12 protein-coding genes and 2 tRNA genes are annotated in these 14,716 nt (G+C 48.4%); 7 read left to right on the top strand and 7 right to left on the bottom strand.

Annotated features, from left to right (window positions below; all coding sequences use genetic code 11):
- Positions 1-102 precede the first annotated feature (102 nt).
- Positions 103-1,101, bottom strand: coding sequence for a LacI family DNA-binding transcriptional regulator (locus tag EL628_RS19075; RefSeq protein ID WP_126581498.1), 999 nt, complete (start codon positions 1,099-1,101; stop codon positions 103-105).
- A gap of 244 nt (positions 1,102-1,345) precedes the next feature.
- On the opposite strand from EL628_RS19075, the gene rpsT reads away from it, so the two are divergent.
- The 6 genes from rpsT (at position 1,346) to EL628_RS19105 (ending at position 3,514) form a co-directional block, all read left to right on the top strand.
- Positions 1,346-1,612 (top strand): 30S ribosomal protein S20, encoded by a 267-nt coding sequence (rpsT, locus tag EL628_RS19080; protein WP_126581499.1) that lies wholly within the window; start codon positions 1,346-1,348, stop codon positions 1,610-1,612.
- A 69-nt stretch (positions 1,613-1,681) separates the two neighbouring features.
- Complete coding sequence (gene rplS / locus EL628_RS19085) at positions 1,682-2,125, top strand: 50S ribosomal protein L19 (protein WP_126581500.1); 444 nt, start codon at positions 1,682-1,684, stop codon at positions 2,123-2,125.
- Positions 2,109-2,765, top strand: coding sequence for a ribonuclease HII (gene rnhB, locus EL628_RS19090; protein ID WP_126581501.1), 657 nt, complete (start codon positions 2,109-2,111; stop codon positions 2,763-2,765). The genes rplS and rnhB overlap by 17 nt, the downstream gene beginning before the upstream one ends.
- Positions 2,766-2,819: 54 nt before the next feature.
- Positions 2,820-3,242: a PPOX class F420-dependent oxidoreductase gene (locus EL628_RS19095; protein ID WP_126581502.1), complete on the top strand. Its 423-nt coding sequence runs from the start codon at positions 2,820-2,822 to the stop codon at positions 3,240-3,242.
- 94 nt (positions 3,243-3,336) lie between these two features.
- Positions 3,337-3,421 (top strand) — tRNA-Ser (locus EL628_RS19100).
- A gap of 4 nt (positions 3,422-3,425) precedes the next feature.
- Positions 3,426-3,514: transfer RNA gene (locus EL628_RS19105), tRNA-Ser, on the top strand.
- 144 nt (positions 3,515-3,658) lie between these two features.
- On the opposite strand, the gene EL628_RS19110 is transcribed toward EL628_RS19105, so the two are convergent.
- The 4 genes from EL628_RS19110 to EL628_RS19125 form a co-directional block, all read right to left on the bottom strand.
- Positions 3,659-6,091, bottom strand: coding sequence for a glycoside hydrolase family 38 N-terminal domain-containing protein (locus EL628_RS19110; RefSeq protein WP_126581503.1), 2,433 nt, complete (start codon positions 6,089-6,091; stop codon positions 3,659-3,661).
- Between the two features lie 95 nt (positions 6,092-6,186).
- Positions 6,187-7,089: a carbohydrate ABC transporter permease gene (locus EL628_RS19115; RefSeq protein WP_126581504.1), complete on the bottom strand. Its 903-nt coding sequence runs from the start codon at positions 7,087-7,089 to the stop codon at positions 6,187-6,189.
- 73 nt (positions 7,090-7,162) lie between these two features.
- The gene (locus EL628_RS19120; RefSeq protein ID WP_126581505.1) at positions 7,163-8,170 is read right to left on the bottom strand and encodes a carbohydrate ABC transporter permease; all 1,008 of its coding nucleotides are present in this window, start codon (positions 8,168-8,170) and stop codon (positions 7,163-7,165) included.
- Positions 8,171-8,283: 113 nt separating this feature from the next.
- Positions 8,284-9,645, bottom strand: a complete 1,362-nt coding sequence (locus tag EL628_RS19125; RefSeq protein WP_126581506.1) for an ABC transporter substrate-binding protein — start codon at positions 9,643-9,645, stop codon at positions 8,284-8,286.
- A gap of 318 nt (positions 9,646-9,963) precedes the next feature.
- On the opposite strand from EL628_RS19125, the gene EL628_RS19130 reads away from it, so the two are divergent.
- Positions 9,964-11,127 (top strand): GntR family transcriptional regulator, encoded by a 1,164-nt coding sequence (locus EL628_RS19130; RefSeq protein ID WP_126581507.1) that lies wholly within the window; start codon positions 9,964-9,966, stop codon positions 11,125-11,127.
- 99 nt (positions 11,128-11,226) lie between these two features.
- Here the strand turns inward: EL628_RS19130 and EL628_RS19135 are convergent, their stop codons facing one another.
- Positions 11,227-13,965 (bottom strand): glycosyl hydrolase family 28-related protein, encoded by a 2,739-nt coding sequence (locus EL628_RS19135; RefSeq protein WP_126581508.1) that lies wholly within the window; start codon positions 13,963-13,965, stop codon positions 11,227-11,229.
- 349 nt (positions 13,966-14,314) lie between these two features.
- Entirely contained in the window at positions 14,315-14,713 is a 399-nt protein-coding gene (locus EL628_RS19140; RefSeq protein WP_161975610.1) for a response regulator, read from the bottom strand.
- Between the last annotated feature and the right edge of the window lie 3 nt (positions 14,714-14,716).

A 14,716-nucleotide genomic window follows, 5' to 3' on the forward strand; every position in this document is an offset into this window, starting at 1 on the left:
GATCATGCATGTCCCTTGATAAGAGATGAGCATCCTCTCAATACAGCACCGTTTATCCTGGTAGATACTCTGTAAGCGCTTACACACAAACACAAAAAATAATTAGCGTCGAGCCGTTGACATGCGCACAATCAACTGGCAAGAAAGCAAAACTTCCTGGACCGGGAGAGAAGCCTTCTGCTCAATCCGAGCCAATAACAGTTCAGCAGCTGTCTGACCTAACAATGACTTCGGCTGAGCGATCGTCGTTAACGGTGGCTGCACAGAAGCTGCAAATGTGATATCATCGAAGCCAATTATTGAGAGGTGGTCTGGAACCTTTATCCCTCGTTGGTAAGCCTCCTGTATTACGTCAATCGCAATCATATCATTCATAGAAAAGACTGCCGTAGGAGGATCTTGTACTTGAAGCATTCGATCAAGTACAGTCCCTTTATACATTGATGACATCTCAAACAGAAGCTCATCGTCCAGGGGCAGACCTGCCTGCTCCAATGCATCTCGATACCCACTAAGCCGACCACTCAAACGTTTCAGCCTTCTATCAGACACAAATGCAATCCTGGTATGGCCAAGAGCCAACAGATGCTGCATAGCCTCAACTGCTCCACGATAGGTATCGACCGTTACGCTATCCAGTGGGAGACCTGGAAGGTCACGACCAAGCAGGACCTGAGGAAGACCCTGGCGATGAAGCTCCTCTATCTGAGCATTCCCTTCTTCCGAAGAAGGAGGGAGGAGAATCATCCCATCAACGCGCCGCTCATAGAGGAGCTTTAAGGCGCGCGCCTCACGAGCGCCCAGGCCATCAGTGTTATAGATGACCGCACAATAGCCAGCGTTATCCATAACATCCTGAATACCACGAACAACTTCTGGGATAAATAAGTTCACAAGATCGGGAACCACCACCCCAATCATTCGTGTCTGTTTACTGCTCAGGCCTCGAGCAACGCCGCTGGGAGCAAACCCCAACGCCTCAACAGCAGCCTGAATACGCTCGCGAGCCGCCTCGCTCACATACCCATTCTGGTTAAGAAACCGTGATACAGTTCCAATTGAGACGCCTGCCTGGCGCGCTACATCGTAGATTGTTGCCACATGACTCCTTTTTTGTGTAAGCGCTTACAGAAAGGTTACCATAAGGATACTCATCTGTCAATCCTGATGGGCACCCAAAGGAGATAGACTGTTTGACACCAGGAAGAGACTTCTGCTATAATCTACGGGCACTCAGTCCGACATATGTCGGCATTCCGACATGCCGTCGGCATTTTTATAAACAAGCCGAGAAGCCGAAAAGCCCCTGCGATAGGGCAGAGATTCGGGGAGGATTGATACTTACATGCCCAATAATGCAGCTGCAGAAAAGCGCATGCGCCAGGAGCAAAAGCGCCGCTCTTTCAATCGCAGCACTAAATCAATTGTGAAAACAGAGATCACAAAGGCTCGCCAGGCGATTACAACGCCCGCCATCAACGCCGAACAGGCCGCTGATGCCGTTCGTGCTGCCATCAGTGAATTGGATAAGGCCGCTAAAAAAGGTGTTATCCACAAAAACAATGCTGCTCGTCGTAAATCTCGCTTAATGAAGCAGCTAAACGCGAAGTAAAGTTTCGCGCCCGATGCTCTGCCACCCACTTATTCATGCTGAGCACTGTGCGCATAGGAGGTTAAAGGGATGGCTGACAAGAAGGTCATAGCAAAGCCAGCAGGGCGGGCGTTACTCACTGCTGTTGAGAGTGCTCAGTTACGGAAAGATGTTCCTGAGCTAAAATCAGGAGACACAGTCCGCCTGCAAGTCAAAGTTGTTGAAGGTAACCGCGAACGCTTACAGCCCTTTGAGGGTGTTGTGATGCGCTTACGTGGCAGCAGCGTGAACCGCAATTTCACGGTCCGCCGTATCACCAATGGTGTCGGTGTTGAGCGTACGTTCCTGGTCAATTCTCCTCGTATCGAGAAAATTGAGGTTCTACGCCACGCAAAGGTCCGCCGCAAACAACTGTACTATCTACGTGGTCTCACTGGTAAGGCTGCTCGCTTGAAAGAGCTCCGTCCGCTGAGCGCCAAGCAGCTCGCCGCTAAAGCTGCTCTACAGGCCGCTAAGGATGCAGCCAACGCATAAGCAGACCAATCCAACGCTTATAGAGGAAATAGCCCTGTTTGAACAGGGCTATTCCTTTATCGCCGGGATCGATGAGGCAGGGCGAGGCTGCCTGGCCGGTCCGGTGGTTGCGGCGGCTGTGATCCTCCCACTAGAGGATGAGACGCCCAATCGTCTGGTTGGCGTCAATGACTCTAAACAACTGACGTTTCAGACCCGCGAACGGCTCTTTGATGTCATTATGCAGGAGGCCCTTGCGGTTGGCGTTGGAATTGGTTCGCCCGAACTTATTGACTCTCGCAATATTTTGCAAGCGACAAAAATTGCTATGGGAGAGGCCGTTGCTCAATTAACGCCTGCCCCACAGGCTCTGTTGCTTGACGCTATTCTCCTACCTAAAATCGCGCTTCCCCAACGCTCAATTATCAAAGGCGATGCCCGCTGTCTCTCTATTGCTGCCGCTTCGATCATTGCCAAGGTGACCCGCGATCGTCTCATGCTTAAGCTTCACGAAGAGTATCCCGCCTATGGCTTTGATCAGCATAAGGGCTATGGCACACCTGCACATCTAGAGGCTCTACAGACCCATGGAGCAACTCCCCACCATCGTTACAGCTTTGCTCCTGTGCGCGCTCTCAATGGTCTCTTCAGCGATCTCTAAGGGCTTCAATAGCTCATCAGCAACTAGTCAATTTAAGAGAGGATACACACGACAATGCCTACCTTTTCTACTATGTTCCAGTCCCTTCTCGCTGCCGAGTACCTGAACCTTACGACTTTTCGCAAGGACGGACGGGCTGTTCCCACTCCTGTCTGGTTCGCTGAAGCGAATGGGGTGCTCTATGTGGAGACGGGGAAAGAGTATGGCAAGGTCAAGCGCATTCGACATACGGCTCGCGTGACTCTGGCCCCCTGTACGGTCCGCGGTAAAGTCACCGGCCCATTGTTTAGTGGCGAAGCTCGCCTGGTAACAACTACTGCCGAGGTCTTTGTGGCTAAAGGGGCAATGCAGCGCAAATATGGCTGGAAACGCTCGCTCTATTATTTTGCCTCTGAGCTCTTTGCCATCTTCAGCCGCAAAGCCTCAGATGACTTTGCCTATCTGGCGATTCATCCTTCTCTGTCGCAACAGGAATAAGGCAGAACGCTTATCAATCCTCTTTATTTGACCTGGAAAATTTCGGTCCGGTAAATGCTTGCCACATCCTCAGAGATCTGTTATAATGCGCAGCGGAGAGGTGTCAGAGTGGTCGAATGTGCCGCTCTCGAAAAGCGGTAGGGTGCAAGCCCTCGCGGGTTCGAATCCCGCCCTCTCCGCTGTGGAGGAGTCTCATAGTGGTCTAGTGAGCACGACTGGAAATCGTGTAAGGTGAATAGCCTTCGTGGGTTCAAATCCCACCTCCTCCGCCATCAGCCCGTTTGCATAGGTAACTTGTGCAAGCGGGTATTTTTCTGCTCTCTGCCAGACCCGCCATAGAAAGAAGAAGGAGCTCTGGGATCGTATCTGAGACCCGAAGCTCCTTTCTTGTCCTGTAAGGTGAATCGTTAATTCAGCTAGCGCCAACCATAGGCTTCGCTGGGTATCCCTGTCTGTATAATGGTCTCACTATCTGCGCTGTTGAGGGCTGAAGGGCTTACAAAACGGTAGCGCAGACGGAGATAACCACGCTGACTGGTTGCAAAATTGGTATGCCAGTAATGATTGACTGGCATAGAGGCCAGGAAACCATTCCAATCCCAGGGTTCAGTAGCTTCCCAACGCGCATAGTTGATCTCGTTGGGCATGACCAGGGGAGCGTCAAGCGGTAACCAGAACAATTGCTCTCCACTGGCGGCACTTATACGTGCTGCTTGCTGTATGGTGTAGTAGGTTGAGCAGGTACCGGGGAGCTGACCACCTTCGGCAAAACTGCCCGGTTGGAAAAAGCCTCCTCCTGTCTCTAACTCTAATTGACCACCTTGTGCCGCAAAAGGAAAAGCTACATAAGCTGCTTCTGGCTGGTCACTCCATGTCTTATACCAGTCCAGAACAAGCTCGACAACCGGGATAGCGTGATAGGCACGCCAGGAGATCTGCACTTTACCAATTCTTGTCTGCTTGCCAGTTAATTGAATCGTATCAAAGACTGAACCTGCACGATACTGAGGGCTTCCTATAATCTGCAAGGTGCTATATTCAAAGACCTGGCCTGGCTCAATACGGCGGCGTAAGCTGTCACTGGCAGTATCCAATGCCATAAAACGACCAGTATTCCCTACCATTTGTAAGCCTTGTGGATGAACAATGGCTTCCTGGACGAGCTGACCAAAGACATGTTGATGGTGGAGATCAACCCATTCTTTGCCATTGACTTGCTCTTTCAGGCTCAACAGGCCTCCACTTATTGGATCAACCCGTACATGCCAACCCCTGGTAGAAAGCTCGGTCCTTGCTTCACTCGCCACACTCTGAGTCTGCGCAGTCATTAGACTAAAACTACTGAAATCCCGCTCTTTTAGTGGCAACACCGCAATAAAACGCGACAGTTCCTGGCTATCTCGTTGAAAAGGATAACGCTCGCCATCCAGATCAGTCAGGATCTGCTGCTCTGGATTGAGCTGAAGATCATCGGCGGCAAAGTGAACGATACGCTTCCCATCCCCTGATCGTGACACACCTACATACAGTTGAGGCTGTTCATTTGACTCAGGAACGATCTGCCGTAGCGCACTTCCAACCGCTTCATCAAGATAGAATTCGGCGCGATGAAAGTTCAATTCTTTCGTTGATTGCACAAATTCGTTGAAGCTTGAGCTGGGACGTGCAGTCGTTGACCAGGCGTTGAATGTATGCTCCAGAGCAAGCTGTTCCTGTTGTAGAGCCGTTGTAAGATACTCAGCAGCTTTTTTGCTGTCTGCCTGGTCAACCAGTTTAACCACATCAGCACGTCTACGCTGTGTACGCCGGGCTTGAGCAATCCTTGTGGTCAGTGATCCCAGACCATGAGCCCAGTGATCGGGCCACGCTACTTTATAGGTTGGCAGACTCTCTTGCTGCTTCTGTGCCAGGACCTCAAACCACTCCCCGAGAGTAGCGGTGCGAATCTGAATCTCTTCATGATCCTTATTCCATTGCTTGATAATCCTGCACCAGCGCTCGTCCGGTGGTGCATTGTCAACATAAAAACCACCAGTACTCAGAAGAATGCTATCATAGGGATATCCTGCTTCAATGAGACGTTCTAAATAGCGGGGAACTTCAACTTTCGCGCTGGCATAGAGCTCTTCAGCAGTGACCTGATCCGTTTCGGTAAAATACCCTGTCTTATCGGCAGCAAAGCCTTTGGAGCTTGATAGACCCAGCACATTTCCCTGGAGATAATGCTCACCTAACCAGTGGAGCACTTTTCCTCCCTGTGGCCCCTGCCACAAGAAAGCTTGAGGTATGCGAAAAGGTGTCTCCTGTTTAAGGTCCACTCCTTGCTCCAGGAGCCAGAAATAATGAACACTGCCACGCTTCCCTAAGGGATCAGTCGCTGAATCAATATGAATCTGGCTACAGAAATAAGGAATATTAGCCTCGGACAATACATCCGCTAATCCCCAGGGCCAGCCATTTATATCGCTGTGGAGAGCACAACGCAACGGCAACTTATGCTGCTTACAATAAGCCAGAACCCATTCCAGGCTCCGTCGATAGGCATCGGTATCAACCATATCGGTAAAGTGTAAGAATGAAGCCGTAATCTCAATCTGACCGTTCCGCACATAGTAGAGGAATTCTTCCTCACGCTCTGGACGGGCCTCCAGATAATGCCGCACCTGCCACGAAGTCTCGCATGTCCACTTGAAACGATGTGCGATAGGTTCGTGCTCACTTTTACGACAGAGCTCTAACACATGATCATAGTGATCTAGATACATGAGCATAATCTGCTCTTGAGAGTGTGTATATCCAATATCGGTATGCGCCGATTGCATGACATAAATAGTAAATGGACGAACCATAGTAAGACTCCCATGAACCTTTCACAGTAGACTCTCAGAAATGGGTCCACCGCCTCGGATGAACGCCATTTTTTCACACAAAGAGATTATTTCGCTTACCCTTTCAGCGCTCCAGAGGTTAAACCTTTGACGTAATAACGCTGTAGCAGCAGAAAGACAAGAATAATTGGCAGAGTGGTAATTAAAGATCCAGCCATACGAACATTCCACTGCACCACCGTTTGCAGATCGAGGTCTTTAAGTTTTAAGGGCAAAGTGAACCAGTCATCATTATTAATGACAATAGATGGCCAGATATAAGCATTCCACGTGGTGATAAAGTTCATAATGCTTACCGTTGCAATGACTGGTAAGGCCAGTGGTAAGAAGATGCGCATGTAGATGCCAAATTCACTACAACCATCCACGCGAGCAGCATCTCTCAACTCATCAGGTAACCCTGCAAAGAAGTTGCGAAACAGAAAAATAGCCAGTGGACCTGCACCATTAATGACTGGAAAAATGACAGCCATATAGACGCTCGTCTGGGTTGACTCGCGACCAATTAAGCCGAAGGCACGCACCAACTGAGCCAGCGGTACAAGCACAGTCACGCCAGGAACCAGAAGCAGAGCCACAAACGCCAGGAAGAAGAGATCACGACCCCAGAATGAGGTCTTGGCAAAGCCATACCCCGCCAAAGAATAGACCAGGACGATGCCTATGATTGTCAGCACCGTTACGATCATACTATTTGTAAAATATTGCCAGAAATTGAGATCATTCCAGACATGAACAATGGTCTCCCAATGCCACTGCCTGGGAAGTAAAGAGGGATTACTCACTATCTCCTGATTTGACTTCAATGCAGATGAGACCATCCACAAAAAAGGATAAAGACAGAGAATGGCATAGGCAGTAAGAAGAACATAAGAGAGTGTGAGCGGAATGCTCTGCTTTATCTTTCTCCGACTGGCAAGGCGACGCGCCTGCTGCTTTTGTATCAGTGGTTGTTGCATACTATCCTTCTTTCATAGGTCGCTCATGGGTCGCTGCTGTCAGAGGCACAGTCAGCTGCATAGTTTCTTTCACTTAATCGTCGCTACGAAAAACGCGAAGATTAATCAAGGCGACAATAAAGACACCCACAAAGAGGATCCATGACATCGCGCTGGCTGTTCCCAATTCGCGCTGGGCTCCAAAGCCAAAGTTGAAGATCTGTAATCCGACAACCGAAGTATGGCCCGCAGGCCCACCATTAGTCATCAGATAAACCTGTTCATAGCTCTGTAAAACACTATTGATGCTCAGAATAATGATAATCACTGTCGTCGGCTTAAGGCGCGGCCAGATGATACTCCACAATACTTGAAAGGCATTGGCTCCATCGATGGTAGCAGCCTCAAACAGTTCTTGACCGATACTCTGTAATCCAGTCAGATAGAGCAATGTTGCCAGTGGGACCGCGCCCCAGATCATCACAACTATCAGGGAGGGAAGCGCTCGGCCGGGATCACTCAACCAACCATTCTGCGCCTGCAACCAGCCCAGACCAATTGCCTTTAACACAGCATTGAGGAGACCATCAGAATTGTAAATAAAGGTCCACACGTAGTAGATCGCAATACCTTGCACAACCATCGGCAGCATGATCACCATGCGATACAATGATTGGCCCCATAGGGCCCGATTTAACGCAATTGCAATTGGGAGCGCAACCACAATCGTTCCTAAGGTTACGACGATAGCCATAATAATATTATTCTGCAAGGCTTGCCAGAACTGCGAGGAGACTGTGGGGTCTTTGTACAGAAACTCGGCATAATTTTCGAGGCCGACAAATTGACAGGCCGGAGGAGTACAACTGGGTGGGAGGATAGAGAAACCACTAAATCCATTCCACTGGAAGAAGCTCAAGACGATTGAATAGATAACTGTGTAGAGGCCAAAGATCAAAAAAATAAGCACTGCTGGAAGAATGAACAGAAAGCCACTGTTTGCTTTCAGAACTTGCCACGCTGTCCGGCGATCTCTCCTCTTTGCTGAGCGCGGTTGGGTTCCGTCTCTTACCGCCGTTGGCTCGATTTGCATCTGTGCCATATTCCTGTTCCTTTACATACATCTTCGATAGATCGAAGGGGTGCACAAACGTTGCAGAGGCTTTCTGACCATCGCAGTAAAAAACCTTGATGGCCAGAAAGATTTCGATCAACTTATGCCCCACTATGAGCAGCCCAGGCTGCTTTATTGGCTGCATCCACTTTGGCAGCCAGTGCCGCAGGATTGGTCTCACCAGTAATAAACTGCTGTAAACCCAGATCCAATGCCTTCTCCGTATCCAACAAAGGAGCTACCTTGCTCTGAATAAAAGGTGAATCAGCGCTCAAGCCTTTAACCAGTCCTGGAATCACTGGACCAACTTTATCAGGATCACTCGAGATCTTGCTAGCTGGCAGATCTCCAACCATCTTCGCAAACACTTCAGCCTGATCCTGAGAGGTGAGATACTTTAAGAAGTCCAATGCCTCTTTCTGATGAGGGCTGTTCTTCGCCACACCAGCCTCAATCAGTGAATCAGCACTGATCGATAAGTGATCCAGAGCAGCACCCTTCAATGCAGGCACTGGAAAGGTTACAATATCAGACTCTTTCATACCCTGAGATAACAGGAAGCTCAAAGTATAGGTACCACCAATGTCAAAGGCTGCTTTGCCCTGTGAGAAATCCTGGTCCGCCGGGTTGATGTCTTTCTGAAGCACATCTGCAGTCCACAACTTCTCGGTCGAAAGCTGATTGATCCAATTGAGAACTTTCAATGAACAGGGATTAGCAAAACTGTCTTTTCCAGCATAGATGGCATCATAGGTCTGGACACCGCAGCTCGTCATCATCAATGGGCGATAAAGCCAGAATTCCATGACGTTCGGATTCTGTGCACCAGCAATCACACCAGCCTTCCCAGTCTTGGCCTTTACCGTCTCCATCATCGTCAGCCAATCTTCAGCTGTCTGAGGAGGAGTATCAATGCTCAGGCCTGCTTCTTTCAACAGGCTCTTGTTGGCGTAGATGTACATAGCCTGACCAGAAGCGTAAGGAACACTGAAAGCGCGTCCTGCTTGAACGTTTTTATACGTGCACTTAGGATCTTTCTGGCAGGTATCATACTGAGTCTGGGAAAAGACCGAACCCTTATCATATGTGCCTGGCATAAATTGATTCTGCCAGCTACTGTCAACTTTGTCAGTAATGTCAGACAGGACACCACTACCAGCCAGATCCCATTGGGAACCTGTCCAATAGGAGATAATATCTGGAAGATCGCCTGACTGAGCCGCAGTTGAGATCTTGGTCCGATAGACATCATCAGGATTGTATGCATTCACTTTTACTTTAATGCCAGTTTTGGCTTCGTAATTCTTGGCAATCTGCTGCAATCCTGGAAGATGTGGCAGTTTCCAGGTCCACATGGTTAATGTGGTTGATGATGAACTGCCGCTCGTGCTGCCGCCGCATGCGGTTAAAATAATGGACATACTGACGATCACTAAGGCCAGTAGCCGCTTTGGAATAGACATTGATGAACTCCTTTGGTGTCAAAGTCTACGGTATAATTATGCTTACAAGCTCACCCGCATCATAGGTGATGCTCTCTTCGGGTACCCTGGCTTAAGGATAATCTACAACCCATCCTTTTGTCAATATTTGTTGGCATTAAATTCATACAAATTTTGTCTATTTGTATGATCCCACTAAAGATTGCTAGCCAAATTGGCACAAGTATGGTATTGTATACGAGAGATATCCTTTCTAAAAAATGGATTTTCTAGGCAGAAGCGGCAAGATATACAGCTGATTTGTTGTCTCTTTGTCGCCTACAAGGATGGTTTCTTTCTATGCTGAAATTAAACAAACAGGACAATGGCAAGGCTCTCCATATCCAACTCGCAGCCTATTTCCGCGAGCGTATTCTGGATGGACGCCTCCAGGCTGGTACACGCTTACCAACTGAACTCGAATTGGCTTCCGAACATCACATTAGCCGCGATACGGTTCGCCGCGCCCTCACTCAGCTAGTTGAAGAGGGGCTGCTTGAGCGCGTGCAAGGACGCGGCACTTTCGTACGGCAAGCACAAACCCGACAGGTGGCTGAAAGTGCTCCTGCATACATCGCCTCTGCTGAAAAACGGATCGGGGTGGTACTGACACGCCCGGCAGCCTCTGAATTAAATATGGAGATTCTGATTGGCGTCGAACAGAGCGCAAAATCTCATGGCTACCATGTAAGCTTCTCATACACTGATGAGGATCAAGAGCAGGAAACTCGCAATATTGCTCGCTTGAAGGCTGATCGCGTGCAGGGCTTCATTATTTTTCCGGTCAGCAATAGCACCTATGATCCTTCGATCTGGCAACTGCAGGCTGATAAAATTCCGTTTATTTTGCTGGATCGCACATTTCCTGGACTGGAGGCGGATTATGTTGGGTCCGATAACTTTGGGGGAGGGTTCCGAGCAACTGAACATCTGCTCATTCTTGGACATACACGCATCGGTTTTGTCAACTCTCATATCGAGACGCGCAGTACAACTTCGGTCTACGAACGCTGGAATGGGTATAAAACGGCCCTCGAAAAATACTCTATCCCCTATGAGGAAGCACTGGCTATCCCAAATGTGATTATGTCAAAATCTGAGGCGCTACAGGCCTATCGCAATTTTATTCTACAGCCAAATGCCCCAACCGCTATTTTCGCTGTTAATGATCTGGTGGCGATGGATATTATTCAGGTTGCTCGTAAACAGGGAATCCGCGTCCCTGAAGATCTGGCGATTGTTGGCTATGATGATCTAAGCCTGGCCGCACATGTCACACCTGCATTGACGACGATCAAAAATCCACTGTTCGATTTTGGTTTGTGGGCTGGCAATCTCCTGATCAGTCGCATTGAAGGCCAGCAGACTGGTCCAGCACGCAGGATTGAACTTCCCACAAGTTTGATTATTCGTGAATCGTGCGGCGCTTCACTGCATATTAAACGCTCTCTCTCTGCCAGTTAATCAGGAGCAGATACTGTCATTCTTCTGCGGTTTTATCAGCATAGTCATGAAAGAGAGCTATGGTTCTTTCTCGCTCCATAGCTCTCTCTTCTACGCCAATTACCGAGGAATGTTTCCAGTAATCAATATTGGCGCTCCATTGGTAAAGGTATAAGTAAAACCTCCGTTTCCAATATTCCCCCACAAGTTGGCATAGGTGCCAGAATTGCTAACCGTTACTTGTGTGCCGCCATCTTTAAACCAGTTTCCAGCCAGAATGCCATTGCCACCAGTAACCATTGCAAGGCTGTTTGAGAACATTCCTCCCTGAACAGTATATGAACCTCCTTCAATCAAAAGGGCAAGATTATAGCTTACTTCGGTCGAAACGTTGAACATGTGGGTTGTCCCTCCGCTGAGATGAACTCCTACTCCATTAAGACCACATCCACATCCCAACAGGTTCAGAAAAGATGCACCATTCCCACCTGTGTTGCTAATGTAAACGGTATTTGGACTTCCATCCGATCCAGAATTAATAGCCGTTACATTGGCATCGCTGTCTACGACAAATCCAGTCTGAGATCCGTAAGAGAAGGCTCCCATCCAGTGCTCATTCTGTGCCCCGCTCGTCGCCTCATAAGCCGTTTCATGCGCTCGTGAATACGTTCCAGCGACGGGAAACATTGTGGTATTCTCATCCAGGCTGTTTGGTAAGCCGCCAGTTCTTGCCCAGGCATTTAAATTAAAGACTGAGTTTTCAACCCATCCTTCATTGCTTTGTCCTACTCTCACTCCCTCCTCCAGGGCAAAACCATTCACATCATGAATGATATGTCCATTTGTTGGATACCTGGCAAAATCAACCGCTTCGTATGCATTGGATAACGAGACATCGTAGACATAGACGCCCGTTCCATTCCCACGAATGCTCCATGGATAGGCGACAATATTAGAGGCACTATCGTTGGCTTGCTCTGGATAATGGATGCCTATTCCTCGCACGCCTGCATTGGTACCGTTCAGGGTGATCAACGCGGGATCAGTATCTGCTGTGCTGCTACTACGTCCTTCATAGGCAAAAAGAATTGTTCCAGTAGCTCTCCCTCCATTCAGGAGAGTGGTGCGATGTGGCATACTATCTGCACCTCGCAGCTCTACATTACCAGGAACACTGAGATGTCCCCTGATGGCATAAATGGCCGCTGGCAGATAGACTGTTCCACCACCTGCATTCCCTGCATCGTTCAAGGCATTCTGAATCGAGCCGGTATCATCCGTTGAGCCATCGCCATGCGCATTATATGGAGAGCTTTCCACATCATAAAAATTGTTACTGTCTGGATGAGGTTGTAGAGCAAATGTATAGCTGCTAATGCCGCTATTCACAAAACTAAAGCCACTATCTTGAACTGCTACAGTTGCCGAGCTACTATTGTCGTAGAGTGAGCCACCTGTATAACTATTACCCAATAGAGAGGCAGATGAGAGCCCCGATTGGAGATTTAATCCTTTTTTACCCCCTGAAAGCGTGGGGCTGAAGCTTGATCCTTGTACAACAACAGAGCCACGACTGGCTGTTATCGCATATGGACCACTCCAGTTATCAAATGTACAATTCTGAAACTCTAACAGGTCTTGTCCTGTTAATTGCACTGCGGTCTCGGCTCCCCCTCCTATCGTGACTCCATTGAAAAGAATAGAGCTATTACTGGTGTCTCCAACCTGTACTGCAATCGGATGAGTACCCTGATTCGCCTGTAGGGTCGAATTGGCAATCTGAATGCCTTGATTGGGATTCAGATAATTTCCATCGATCCGTAACGCGATGTTACTATTGAATACAGAAATACCAAACATACTGACGCTCAGGGTCATGCGGCTCTGCTGCACAATATCGATACCGATCTGATAGTCCGAAAAAGATAGGTTGGCAAAACGATCCCATTCTAATCCACCCATCTTTAGACCAGTTCCATTCGCACGCGTCCATGCATCAAGATCACTTCGCGCTGGTCTCTGATTGCTTACTGAAGCATCTATTGATGCCCAATAGTTGTTGTTCAAGGTAACATTCTCGGTCTCGTCAACATCAGCGCTATCCTGGAGATACATGCCTACCACCAGCACGGTTCCTTTAACTGTATCGATAGTATGCATCTCATGGGTCGCACGCGCTCCTGCACTGATGCCTCGATAGGAGTTAAGCAAGGTAATATGCTTGACGCTGCCCAACATATACCCATCCTCATTGAGAAGTCGACCCAGAATCTCAATGGTGTAAGGATAGGGAGTAGGATTAGCAATGGATTGATTCGGGTAATAGATGGTCAGGCCGTTGACTCCTGCACTACCAGAAATACGGAATAGCCCGGGGTCAGTCTCGCTGCCGCTCGCAACGTTGGCCAGAATCACTGTCCCATAGCTTCCACTACCAGCATCTGGATTACGCCAATCCCCACGTAGGGTACAATGCGGCGGAATAATAATGCTACCTGTTACTTTATACTGACCTGCTGCCAGCCAGACCGTTCCACCACCACCATCACTGCAATCATTAAGAGCTGTTTGAATCGCTGCTGTGGCATCCGCGCTTCCACCCGGATCAGCGAAATAAGGGGCACTAGTTGCATCATAATCAGCAACGACAATGTCGCCTGTCGAATAAAGGGGCCTTACAATGTGAGCATTGCCTCCACCAAAATGAGGAATAGCAAGCCGATTACTATGAGCCTGCACGTGACTGAGAAGGATAAAAGGTATGATAAATAGTAATGAAGTTGTTGCCAACATCAAAGCAACAAATCCAGGCAACAGACGCTGCATCCTAATATTCTGCGCCCATCTGCTTCTACTCATGGGGTATCCCCTTCCTTGGAGCCTGGGGTAAATCAATGATCATCACAATCACCACGATGTGATAAGATCTCTCATGAGATGAATAATAGCGTGAGAAACATTTCAACAATGAAAGTTACTTGCAACTTTTCATCTTAGTGCTAGAGGTATCTTCCATCTATTTATACACGAAAGTTGCCTACAAATTCAAGTGATTTGTAGGCAACTTCTACCAGACAAATATATATTTTTCCTGGTTTACTTCCTGAACCATAGAGAATCGATGAGAGTGGGGAAGTTCATGCATGAATATGAAAAGAAGGAGCTCTATCTTTCTTTCCAAAGAGGACTATGTATGGCTCCTGCTCAGTTAGTCAGTGAGAATTTTGGTCACTGTCTCGATCAGATCATCAATCTCAAATGGCTTGCTCAGGACGATGAGATGACGCTTCTCGGCCTCATGCTGCGGCAGGTTTGCGCTGATCATGACTGCCGGGATCTCATTGAGATCTACCTGATCACGCAATGAGTCGTAGAGCTCAAATCCATTCATCTTTGGAAGCTGATAGTCTATGAGGAGCAGATCAGGCAAAAAATCTCTGAATACCTGTAAAGCCTGGAAGGCATCTGTGACGAGAAAGGCTAGATAGGGAGTCTCGTCAACGATGGCTTGCACCAGACAGGCTCCTACGCTGGCATCGTCTTCAATAATAAGTACGGTTTTCTTTGAGTCTGCTCTTTCCTGCTGGGTGGATGGTGAAAACGTCATAAA

Source organism: Tengunoibacter tsumagoiensis, assembly GCF_003967535.1.
In the GTDB taxonomy this organism is placed as follows: domain Bacteria; phylum Chloroflexota; class Ktedonobacteria; order Ktedonobacterales; family Ktedonobacteraceae; genus Tengunoibacter; species Tengunoibacter tsumagoiensis.

Coding starts and splice junctions, on each gene's coding strand:
- EL628_RS19095 (WP_126581502.1), top strand. CDS start 2,820: ATGCCTACCTTTTCTACTATGTTCCAGTCCCTTCTCGCTGCCGAGTAC.
- EL628_RS19130 (WP_126581507.1), top strand. CDS start 9,964: ATGCTGAAATTAAACAAACAGGACAATGGCAAGGCTCTCCATATCCAA.
- rnhB (WP_126581501.1), top strand. CDS start 2,109: ATGCAGCCAACGCATAAGCAGACCAATCCAACGCTTATAGAGGAAATA.
- EL628_RS19125 (WP_126581506.1), bottom strand. CDS start 9,645: ATGTCTATTCCAAAGCGGCTACTGGCCTTAGTGATCGTCAGTATGTCC.
- rpsT (WP_126581499.1), top strand. CDS start 1,346: ATGCCCAATAATGCAGCTGCAGAAAAGCGCATGCGCCAGGAGCAAAAG.
- EL628_RS19135 (WP_126581508.1), bottom strand. CDS start 13,965: ATGAGTAGAAGCAGATGGGCGCAGAATATTAGGATGCAGCGTCTGTTG.
- EL628_RS19110 (WP_126581503.1), bottom strand. CDS start 6,091: ATGGTTCGTCCATTTACTATTTATGTCATGCAATCGGCGCATACCGAT.
- EL628_RS19115 (WP_126581504.1), bottom strand. CDS start 7,089: ATGCAACAACCACTGATACAAAAGCAGCAGGCGCGTCGCCTTGCCAGT.
- EL628_RS19140 (WP_161975610.1), bottom strand. CDS start 14,713: ATGACGTTTTCACCATCCACCCAGCAGGAAAGAGCAGACTCAAAGAAA.
- EL628_RS19120 (WP_126581505.1), bottom strand. CDS start 8,170: ATGGCACAGATGCAAATCGAGCCAACGGCGGTAAGAGACGGAACCCAA.
- rplS (WP_126581500.1), top strand. CDS start 1,682: ATGGCTGACAAGAAGGTCATAGCAAAGCCAGCAGGGCGGGCGTTACTC.